At 76.4% G+C, this 9,460-nt stretch carries 10 protein-coding genes; 2 read left to right on the forward strand and 8 right to left on the reverse strand.

Annotation, left to right across the window (positions count from 1 at the left end):
- The 4 genes from ACFT55_RS16125 to rpe all read right to left on the reverse strand — a co-directional run.
- On the reverse strand, positions 1 to 487 hold a 487-nt coding region (locus ACFT55_RS16125), incomplete at its 3' end, for a PH domain-containing protein (protein ID WP_380244856.1).
- A 69-nt stretch (positions 488 to 556) separates the two neighbouring features.
- Positions 557 to 1,405 carry an ATP phosphoribosyltransferase gene (gene hisG / locus ACFT55_RS16130; RefSeq protein ID WP_380244857.1) on the reverse strand — a complete coding sequence of 283 codons (849 nt, stop codon included), beginning with the start codon at positions 1,403 to 1,405 and terminating at the stop codon, positions 557 to 559.
- A 99-nt stretch (positions 1,406 to 1,504) separates the two neighbouring features.
- Complete coding sequence (locus ACFT55_RS16135) at positions 1,505 to 1,768, reverse strand: phosphoribosyl-ATP diphosphatase (protein ID WP_380244858.1); 264 nt, start codon at positions 1,766 to 1,768, stop codon at positions 1,505 to 1,507.
- Between the two features lie 138 nt (positions 1,769 to 1,906).
- Positions 1,907 to 2,569, reverse strand: a complete 663-nt coding sequence (gene rpe, locus ACFT55_RS16140) for a ribulose-phosphate 3-epimerase (RefSeq protein ID WP_380244859.1) — start codon at positions 2,567 to 2,569, stop codon at positions 1,907 to 1,909.
- 38 nt (positions 2,570 to 2,607) lie between these two features.
- Between rpe and ACFT55_RS16145 the strand changes: the two genes are divergently transcribed.
- Positions 2,608 to 3,177: a GNAT family N-acetyltransferase gene (locus ACFT55_RS16145; RefSeq protein ID WP_380244860.1), complete on the forward strand. Its 570-nt coding sequence runs from the start codon at positions 2,608 to 2,610 to the stop codon at positions 3,175 to 3,177.
- Positions 3,178 to 3,197: 20 nt separating this feature from the next.
- Here ACFT55_RS16145 and ACFT55_RS16150 read toward each other — a convergent pair whose 3' ends face one another.
- A complete protein-coding gene (locus ACFT55_RS16150; RefSeq protein ID WP_380244861.1) occupies positions 3,198 to 4,772 on the reverse strand; it encodes an RsmB/NOP family class I SAM-dependent RNA methyltransferase in 1,575 nt (524 codons plus the stop codon).
- Complete coding sequence (gene fmt / locus ACFT55_RS16155; protein ID WP_380244862.1) at positions 4,769 to 5,743, reverse strand: methionyl-tRNA formyltransferase; 975 nt, start codon at positions 5,741 to 5,743, stop codon at positions 4,769 to 4,771. The genes ACFT55_RS16150 and fmt overlap by 4 nt, the downstream gene beginning before the upstream one ends.
- 66 nt (positions 5,744 to 5,809) lie before the next feature.
- Here fmt and ACFT55_RS16160 point away from each other — a divergent pair, with 66 nt between their 5' ends.
- Complete coding sequence (locus ACFT55_RS16160) at positions 5,810 to 6,460, forward strand: GNAT family N-acetyltransferase (protein WP_380244863.1); 651 nt, start codon at positions 5,810 to 5,812, stop codon at positions 6,458 to 6,460.
- Positions 6,461 to 6,465: 5 nt separating this feature from the next.
- On the opposite strand, the gene ACFT55_RS16165 is transcribed toward ACFT55_RS16160, so the two are convergent.
- Both ACFT55_RS16165 and ACFT55_RS16170 read right to left on the reverse strand, forming a co-directional pair.
- Positions 6,466 to 7,116 carry an HAD family hydrolase gene (locus tag ACFT55_RS16165; protein ID WP_380244864.1) on the reverse strand — a complete coding sequence of 217 codons (651 nt, stop codon included), beginning with the start codon at positions 7,114 to 7,116 and terminating at the stop codon, positions 6,466 to 6,468.
- Position 7,117: 1 nt separating this feature from the next.
- Entirely contained in the window at positions 7,118 to 9,448 is a 2,331-nt protein-coding gene (locus ACFT55_RS16170) for a primosomal protein N' (RefSeq protein WP_380244865.1), read from the reverse strand.
- Positions 9,449 to 9,460 lie beyond the last annotated feature (12 nt).

A 9,460-nucleotide genomic window follows, 5' to 3' on the forward strand; every position in this document is an offset into this window, starting at 1 on the left:
AGGTGCGGTCGGGCGTCTCCCCCAGGCTGACGACGAGGCCACGCAGCCGTCGGGCCTCCGCCATGCCCCGCTGTCCGTCGGCGCGCTGGATCCCCATGACCGCGATCGTGCCGCCGTCGGCGAGGTCCAGGCGCACCCACGGGTCGTCGGGGCCGAGGCGCACCTCGACGATCTCAGGCCACGCCAGGGTCCTCGTGTGGATGAGGTTGCGGACGCGCAGACCCTCCGGCGACGGGACCGCGTGCACGCCGCCGAGCCGCCACATCAGCCAGGTGACGGCGAGGGCGAAGGCCACGAACGACCCCTTGCTCACGCCGGCGGCGCCGAGCGGGCCGTTCGCGCTCAACCCCACCACCACGCTGCCCACGGCGGCGAACACCCACACGAACCAGGCGGCAGCTCGTCCCCACCGGGGGCGGAACTTACGGAAGCGGGCGCCGTCAGGACCGCTGCGGGCCACGTCGTGCGGCTCGTGGGAGGCGCTCATGCCCACCACGCTGCCACTGTCAGGGCTCGCTCGACAGGGCGGCCGTCGCGGGCGGCGGGGACGACGGAGTCACAGCCGGCTCGCGTGGATCGACGTCACGATGATGCCGCGCGCCCCGACCTCGTAGAGGGCGTCCATCACGCGGTTGGTCTCCGTGCGCTTCACCATGGACCGCACGGCCGCCCACTCGCCGTTGTGCAGCGGCGACACCGTCGGGGACTCGAAGCCCGGGGTCACGGCCACGGCGGCGTCGACCAGGCCGACGGGCACGTCGTAGTCCATGAGGACGTACTCGTGCGCGGTGATGACGCCCTGCAGGCGCCGGGTGAGGACCTCCAGGCCGGCCGGCTCCTCGGCCCCGGCGCGCCGGATCAGCAGCGCCTCGGACCGCAGGATCGGCTCGCCGAAGACCTCCAGGCCGGCGGCGCGCAGCGTCGTCCCCGTCTCGACGACGTCCGCGATGACGTCCGCCACCCCGAGGCGTACGGAGCTCTCGACCGCCCCGTCGAGGTGCACGACCGCCGCCGGCTCGATCCCCCGCTCCCGCAGGTAGGTGCGCACCAGCGTGTCGTACGACGAGGCGACGCGGCGACCGGCGACCTGCGCGACGTCCGTCATCGTCCCGGCCGGGGCCGCGAAGCGGAACGTCGACGCCGCGAAGCCCAGCGGGAGGTGCTCCACCGCGTCCGCGCCGGAGTCCAGCAGCAGGTCGCGGCCGGTGATGCCCACGTCGACGGTGCCGGAACCGACGTAGACGGCCACGTCCCGAGGGCGCAGGAAGAAGAACTCGGCGCCGTTGTCCGGGTCGGCGAGGACGAGCTCACGGGTGTCGCGACGCTGGCGGTATCCCGCCTCGCGCAGCATGTCGGAGGCGGGGACGGACAGGGAGCCCTTGTTGGGGACGGCGATACGGAGCACAGCGGATACCTCGTTCTGGGTCGTGGCGTGTCGGGCGTCTGGGCGCGCGCGACGGACGACGGGGCCGCACCGATGACGGTGCGGCCCCGGCCCGGGCGCTCACAGATGCGTGTACACGTCCTCGAGCGTCAGTCCCTTGGCCAGCATCAGCACCTGCAGGTGGTACAGCAGCTGCGAGATCTCCTCCGCGGCGGCCTCGTCGGTCTCGTGCTCGGCGGCCATCCAGACCTCGGCCGCCTCCTCCACGATCTTCTTGCCGATCGCATGCACGCCGGCGTCCAGCTCGGCCACGGTCCCCGACCCCGCGGGGCGGGTGGAGGCCTTCTCGGTCAGCTCGGCGAACAGGGAGTCGAACGTCTTCACCCGCCCAGCCTAGTCGCCGGGACCCGGGCCTCCGTGTTGGGTTCCGGTCCTCGGGACGGTGAGTCCCGGTCGTTCAGGACGCTTGGCACACTATTTGTATCGGAGGACGAATGGTGCGCGTCCTGCCCCCGTGAGGTCTCAGTGCGCGTGCTGGGAGGCGAGCTCCCGCAGCGTGGCGATCTCGCCCGGCACGTCGTCAGCCCCGTACACCGCCGACCCGGCGACGAAGACGTTGGCGCCCGCGTCCGCAGCACGCTCGATCGTGTCGCGTGACACTCCCCCGTCGACCTGGATCCAGACGTCCAGCCCCGACTCCCCCACGGCCTGCCGCGCCCGGCGGATCTTGGGGAGCGTGCCGTCGATGAAGGACTGGCCGCCGAAGCCTGGCTCCACCGTCATGACGAGGATCATGTCGATCTCGCCGAGCAGGTCGAGGAAGGGCTCCACCGGCGTCGCAGGCCGCAGCGCGACGCCGGCCCGTGCCCCGAGCCGTCGCAGCTCGCGCGCGAGCCGCACCGGGGCCGTCGCGGCCTCCGCGTGGAACGTGACCGACGCCGCACCCGCCTCCGCGTACGCGGGGGCCCAGCGGTCCGGGTCGGCGATCATCAGGTGCGCGTCGAGCGGCACCGGCGAGACCTGGGCGAGCCGCTCGAAGACCGGCAACCCCAGCGTGAGGTTCGGCACGAAGTGGTTGTCCATCACGTCGACGTGGGCGTAGTCGGCGGTGGAGATGGCCCCCAGGTCGCGCTCGAGGTTCGCGAAGTCGGCCGACAGGATGCTCGGGTTGATCAGCGCAGGCATGCGCCCAGCCTAGGCGCGGCACCCACTACGCTCGCCCCGTGCCACCGATCCCCTCCCCCGCCGGACCCGCCCCCGCAGGGGAGTCGCCCGTACCTGCCCCCGCAGCGCGGCCCGTCGTCCGGCCCGCCGAGACCGCCGACCTCCCGGTGGTCGCGGCGATCCTCGAGCCCTACGTGACCGGCACGGCCGTGACCTTCGACGAGCAGCCGCCGGACGTCGAGGTCTGGCGGCAACGGCTCGCCGACCTCGCAGCGCGTGGGCTGCCGTTCCTCGTCGCGGAGCTGGACGGCGAGGTCGTCGGGTACGCCTACGTCTCCCCCTGGCGCCCGAAGGCGGCCTACCGCTACACGGTCGAGGACACCGTCTACCTCGCCCCCTCCGCCCAGGGGCGCGGCGTCGGGACGCGCCTGCTCTCCGCGCTGCTCGACGCCTGCTCCCTGGCCGGCGTGCGCCAGGTCGTCGCCGTCGTGGCGGACGACCCTGCCGCCGCCGGCTCGCTCCCCCTGCACCGGCGGCTCGGCTTCGAGGTGGCGGGCGTGCTGCGCGACGTCGGCGTCAAGCACGGCCGGTCGGTGAGCACGATGCTGCTGCAGCGCACCCTCGTCTGACGCCGCGCCCCCGCGGGTCCTCAGCGCGTGCGGCGCAGCAGCGTGAGGTGCATCGCGTCCGTGCCGTGCACGTGGGGCCACAGCTGGACGTCCAGCCCCTGTGCGCTGCCGTCGGCGGCTCCGAGGTCGAGGTCCGCGCCGGGGACGAGCGTCTGCCGCACCACCGCACGGGCGTCGACGCGCTCGGCGTCGGAGCGACGGCGCAGGACGTCGTCGACCACGAGCCTGGTCTCGGCCAGGTGGGGCGAGCACGTCACGTAGGCCACGACCCCGCCGGGCCGCACCGCGTCGAGAGCGGAGGCCAGCAGCTCGCGCTGCAGCACGGTGAGGGTACCGAGGTCCGCCGGGGTCCGCCGCCACCGCGACTCGGGACGGCGCCGCAGGGCACCGAGGCCGGTGCACGGCGCGTCGACGAGGACGCGGTCGTACGCCGCGGGCTCCTCGGCCCCGACCTCGCGGCCGTCGCCCGTGCGCACCCGCTCCACGACAGCCTCCGGGACGGCGCGCAGTGCACGCTCCACGAGCCGTGCGCGGTGCGGTGCCACCTCGTTCGCGACCAGGGTGGCGCCCCGCTGGCCCGCGAGCGCGGCGAGGAGGGCGGCCTTGCCTCCGGGCCCTGCGCACAGGTCGAGCCAGCGTGCGTCGGGGCCGTCCAGGGGTGCGGCTGCGAGCGCGAGCGTGACGAGCTGCGATCCCTCGTCCTGGACTCCCGCGCGGGCGTCGGCGACGGCGGGCAGGGCGGCCGGGTCGCTGCCTCCGGCGAGGACGAGCGCGGTGGGTGCCCAGCGACCGGTGTCGAGGCGGACGTCGGTGTCGGCGGCCTGCTGCGTGAGCTCGTGGGGGTCGGCGAGGCCGGGGCGGGCGACGAGGGTGACCCGTGGTGCGGTGTTGTCGGCGTCGAGGAGGGTGCCGATCTCGTCCGGGCTGCGGCCGTGGCCGGCGAGGGCCTCGCGCAGGGCACGGGTGATCCACACGGGGTGGGAGCCGGTGGTCGCCAGTCCGGTGACGGGGTCGGGTGCTTCGTCGGTGAGGCGGGCGAGCCAGTCTTCGAGGGGGGTGCGTCCGACGGCGCGCAGGACGGCGTTGACCATCTGGGCGGGTCCGGCGCCGACGCGGTCGCGGGCGAGGGCGACCGTCTCGGAGACGGCGGCGTGCGCGGGGACGCGCATCCCGAGGACCTGGTGGGCGCCGAGGCGCAGGACGTCGAGCACCTCGGGGTCGAGCTGGTCGAGGGGGCGCGAGACGCAGCGGGCGAGGATCGCGTCGTAGCGGCCGCGCAGCCGGAGGGTGCCGTAGGCGAGCTCGGTGGCGAAGGCGGCGTCCCGGGCGGTGATGCGGCGCTCGCGCAGGAGGGGTGGCAGCACGAGGTTGGCGTAGGCGTCGGAGCCGTCCACCTGTCGCAAGACGTCGTAGGCGGCGGTGCGGGCGGGGTCGGTGCGGCGGCGGCGCTCGCCCGGCGCCTGGGTGCTGCGGTGCACGTCGCCGCGTGCGCGGGCTGCGCCGCGCTGGCGGCCCTTGGCGTCTCGGTTGGTGTCTCGGTTGTTGTCTCGGTCGGGGCCGCGGTGGGTGCCGTTGCCTCGTCGCTCGCCGGTCATCGGGCGTCCTGCCCGAGTCGCGCGCCGGAGTCGGCGGAGAACAGCCCTCGGGCTCCGCGGGCCCAGTCCGCTGCCGGCATGGGCTTCTTGCCCACGGGTTGCACCAGGCCGAGCACGACGGCGTGGGTCGCGGTGCCTACCAGGACCTCCTTCTTGCCCACCCGTACCTCGCCCGGGGCGAGGTCGGTGACCTCGGGCCGCGGGGAGACCGGGCCGAGGCCGAGGCGTGCTCCGGGGGCGGCGTCGGGCCCGGTGGTCGAGGGCAGCGTGGTCCACGCGCCCGGGGCCGGGGTGACGGCGCGGACGCGGCGGTCGACGGCGAGGGCGGGGTCGTCCCAGCGGACGTATGCGTCGTCCGTGGTGACCTTCGGTGCCAGGGAGGCTCCGTCGGCGGGCTGGGGCTGGGGGGCGAGGGTGCCGTCCTCCAGCGCGTCGAGGGTGGCGACGAGGAGCTCGGCGCCGCTCGCTGCGAGGCGGCCGAGGAGGTCGCCCGACGTGTCGCGCGGGCGGATGGTCTCGGTCGTGGTGCCGAGGACGGGGCCGGTGTCCATGCCCTCGTCGAGGAGGAACGTGGTGGCGCCGGTGACCTCGTCGCCCGCGAGGACGGCGTGCTGCACGGGGGCGGCGCCCCGCCAGGCGGGCAGCACCGAGAAGTGCAGGTTCACCCAGCCGAGGCGGGGCACCGCGAGGACGTCGGGGCGCAGGAGGTGCCCGTAGGCGACGACGGGGGCGGCGTCGACGTCGAGCTCGCGCAGCCGGGCGAGGAACTCCTCGCCGCGGGGGCGGTCGGTGAGGACGGGCACGCCGGCGTCCTCGGCGGCCAGCCTGACGGGGCTCGGCACCAGGCGGCGTCCGCGGCCGGCGGGCGCGTCGGCGCGGGTCAGGACGGCGACGACCTCGTGGCGGGAACCCAGGAGGGCACGCAGGGACGGGACGGCGGGTTCGGGGGTTCCGGCGAAGAGCAGGCGCACCACCCGATCGTAGTCGTGCGCGAATGTGCTGCGTCCGCGAGCGCCAGGGGCCCTAGCCTGCGTGGCATGACGGGTGACGAGGGGCACGAGGAGCACGGTGCGGGTGGGCCGGGGAGCCGTGCGGGCGGGTCGGAGGGCGGGGGCGTGCCGGACGGTGTCCGCCTGCGTGCGGAGCGTGCCGCGGACGTGCCGGCGGTGGAGGCGGTGGTGCGGGAGGCGTTCGGCGACGAGGGCGCGCGCGTGGTCCGTCTGGTGCGGGCGTTGCGGGAGTCCCTCGCGTGGCGCGACCTGTCGTTCGTGGCGGAGCGTGACGGGCAGGTGGTGGGGCACGTGCTCCTGACGGGGTCGTGGCTGGACGCCCCGCGGCGGCTGGTGGACGTGCTGGTGCTGAGCCCGCTCGCGGTGTCCCCGGGGGCGCAGGGTGGGGGTGTGGGCTCGGCGCTGGTGCGGCATGCGCTGGACCGGACGGCGGGCCGGCCGGAGCCGTTGGTGTTCCTGGAGGGGCATCCGGGGTTCTATCCCCGGTTCGGGTTCGTGCCGGGCGGTGAGCGAGGGTTCCGGCCCCCGTCGGAGAGGATCCCGGCGGCGGCGTTCCAGGTGCTGGTCCGCGAGCGCCACGAGGGGTGGATGACGGGGGCGCTGGCGTACGCGGACCCGTTCTGGCGGTGGGACTGCGTGGGGCTGCGGGCGCCGGAGGAGGCCCCCGGGAGGGACTGACCGGTCTAGGCGTGCACGGGCAGCCCGAGGTCGCGCAGGGCGGCGCGCAGCGCGGGGGTGTCGGTGAAACGGACGGTGCGGTATCCCAGGCGGTCTGCGGTGGCGACGTTGGCGGGGCTGTCGTCGACGAACACGGTCCGGGCGGGGTCGACGTCGTGGGTGGCGGCGAGGTGGTGGAAGATCGCGGGGTCGGGCTTGGCGAGCCCCACCCGGCCGGAGACGACGACGTGCTGCATGCGCCGGGTGGCGGGTGCCGCGGGGGCGGCGTGCCTGAACAGCTCGGCTGACCAGTTGGTGAGGCCGAGGAGGCGGATGCCGGCGGCGTCGAGCTCGTGGACGAGGGCGGCGGAGCCGGGGACCGGTCCGGTGAGGGTGGCGGCGAAGTGCTCGACGTACTCGTCGAGCAGGGGCAGTAGGTGGGGTCGGTCGGCGAGGGTGGCGCGGGCGTCGGACCAGGTGCGGCCGGCGTCCTGGGCGAGGTTGAAGGCGGGGAAGTCGATCTCTGCCATCCATGCGTCGACCTCGGTGCGGGACCGTGCGGGGAACGCGCCGTACGGGTCCCAGCCGACCAGCACGTTGCCGAAGTCGAGCACGACGGTGTCGATGGGCGGCGTGTCGACGGGCGGCGCGGAGGGGGCGGGGGTGTCGTCGGTCATGTCAGAGCATCTCCTTGGGGTCGACCTGCACGCGCACGCTGCCGCCCTCGCGGCGGGCGGAGCGCACCGCCAGGGAAGCACGCAGCTGGGTGGCGAGGTCGGCGCCCTGGGCGAGGGGGACGCGCAGCACGGTGCGCACCTGGGGTTCGAGGGTGTTGCCGCGGCGGGGGTCCGGGGCGTCGGGCAGCTCGACGGGACCGAGGACGGTGTCGGGGCCGGCGAGGGCGACCCGGCTGACGAGGGCGTCGACGGCGCCGCGGTCGCCGGTGACGGCGGCGACGCGGACGGCGGGCGGCAGGGCGAGCTCGCGGCGCTCGGTGAGCTCCCGGTCCGCGAGGCCTGCGGGGTCGTAGCGCACGAGCGCGCCGGTCGGGGCGGGGGCGGCGTCGCCGACGAGGAGGACCTGTCCCCCGGCGTGGGCGGGGTGGACGAGCGCTGCCGCGGCGAGCCAGCGGTGCACGGCCTCGGTGGCGGTGGCGAGGCCGGTGCCGGCGGTGGAGACGGCGGCGTCCAGGAGGAGGGCGGCGGCGTAGCCGCCGTCGGCGACGGGCTCGGCCCCGGGGGTGGCGACGACGAGCGCCGCCTCGGGACCGACCCGGTCCAGCACGCCCGTGGGCGCGTTGGAGGCGGACACCCGCACGGTGGTGCCCGGGAACGCGCGGCCGAGCTCCTCGGCGGTCCGGTCGGAGCCGACCCGTACCGCCCGCACGCGGGTGTCGCCGCACTCGTCGCAGCGCCAGCCGCCGGCGAGGCGGCCGCACCAGGAGCACTGTGGCGCGGACCCGTGGCGGGGCATGCCGAGGGGGCCGTGGCACGCGGCGCAGCGGGCGGCCGTGCGGCAGCGCGCGCACGCGACGACGGGCAGGTAGCCGGTGCGGGGCACCTGCACGAGGACGGGGCCGCGCGTGAGGCCGTCACGGGCAGCGCGCCACGCGGCGGTGGGGAGGCGGGCGACGGCGCCCGGTCCCTCGGCGGCGAGCTCGACGGACGTCAGGGCCCGGACGCGGGGGGCGCGGGCCCGCAGGACGTCACGGGGGGCGGCGATCTCGCGGGCCCAGCCGGAGGCCAGGAGGGCCTGTGCCTGGACGGTGCGGCCTGGCGACGCGAGCAGGTACGCAGCGTCCTCGAGGTCGCTGCGCAGCGCGAGCACGTCGCGGGCGTGGGGGTAGGGCGCGTGCGGCTCGGCGAGGGTGTCCTCCCCGTCGCCCCACAGCACCACGAGCCCGAGGTCGGGCACGGGGGCGAACATGGCGGCCCGGGTTCCGACCACGACGTCCGCCAGCCCGTGCCGTGCGCGCAGGAACGCGCGGTAGCGGGGAGCGGGCCCGTCGTCGGCCAGGAGCCGGACCACGTCGCCGATCCCCTCGGCGGTCAGGGCCACGACGGTGCGCTCCACGTCGCGGGCGTCCGGGAGGACGACCAGGACCCGGCGTCCGCCCGCGACGGTGGCCCGTGCTGCCTGCGCCACGGCGGCGGCCCAGTGCGGCACGTGCGCGGGCCCGTCGCCCGAGGGGGGCGCGAGGCCCGGCAGAGGGGTCCAGACGGCTCGTGGCGCCTCCCCGGCCAGCAGGTGCCGGCAGAAGGCCTCCCCGCCCCGGTAGGACGCCCACGCGGTCGTCGGGCCCGCCACGACGGGGGTCGCGGGCGCCGGTACCGCGACGGTCGCGCCAGGGAGGCCGCCCGCACCGTCCACGCCGGCGGCTCGGCCCGCCTCCTCCGCCTCGTCCGCCTCGTCCGCCTCGTCCGGCGGGTGCGCGAGGTCCGCCGGACCAGCGGCCGGCTCCGCAGAGGTGCGCTCCGCCGCGAGCCCGGCGAGCACCTCCTTCTCGACCCGGGCGTGCCGCGGCGGCACGGCGAGGCGCAGGACGTCCGCCAGGGTGCCGGCATACCGGTCGGCGACCGCCCGGGCCAGACGCAGCACCGGCTCCGACAGCACCGGGTCCCCCGACACTACGCGGCGCAGCGGCACGAGACGGCCCTCGTGGTCCGACGTCTCCCGGCGCTCGACGACGTAGCCCGCCACCTCCTGGGGCCCGAACCGGGCCCGCACGCGCACGCCGGGCCGGGCGTCGTCCGCCATGGGCGCGGGCACGAGGTAGTCGTAGGGGCGGTCCAGGTGGGCGGGCTGCAGGTCGAGCACGACGCGGGCCACCGGGAGCTCCGCGGCGACGGGCGTCACGCCCAGCGCCGCCCTGCCCCCGCCCTTGCCCGCCTTGCCACGCCTGCCGGGCTTGTCAGGCTGACCGCTGCCGTTCCCCCCTGAGGTGCGCGGGGCCGGGACGTCGTCGAGCCCGAGCAGCGCAGGCTGCTCGGGGTCGGGGGGGGCGCGCACGGGGGGCTCCCC

Source organism: Isoptericola sp. NPDC057191 (assembly GCF_042670225.1).
Taxonomy (GTDB): Bacteria; Actinomycetota; Actinomycetes; order Actinomycetales; family Cellulomonadaceae; genus Isoptericola.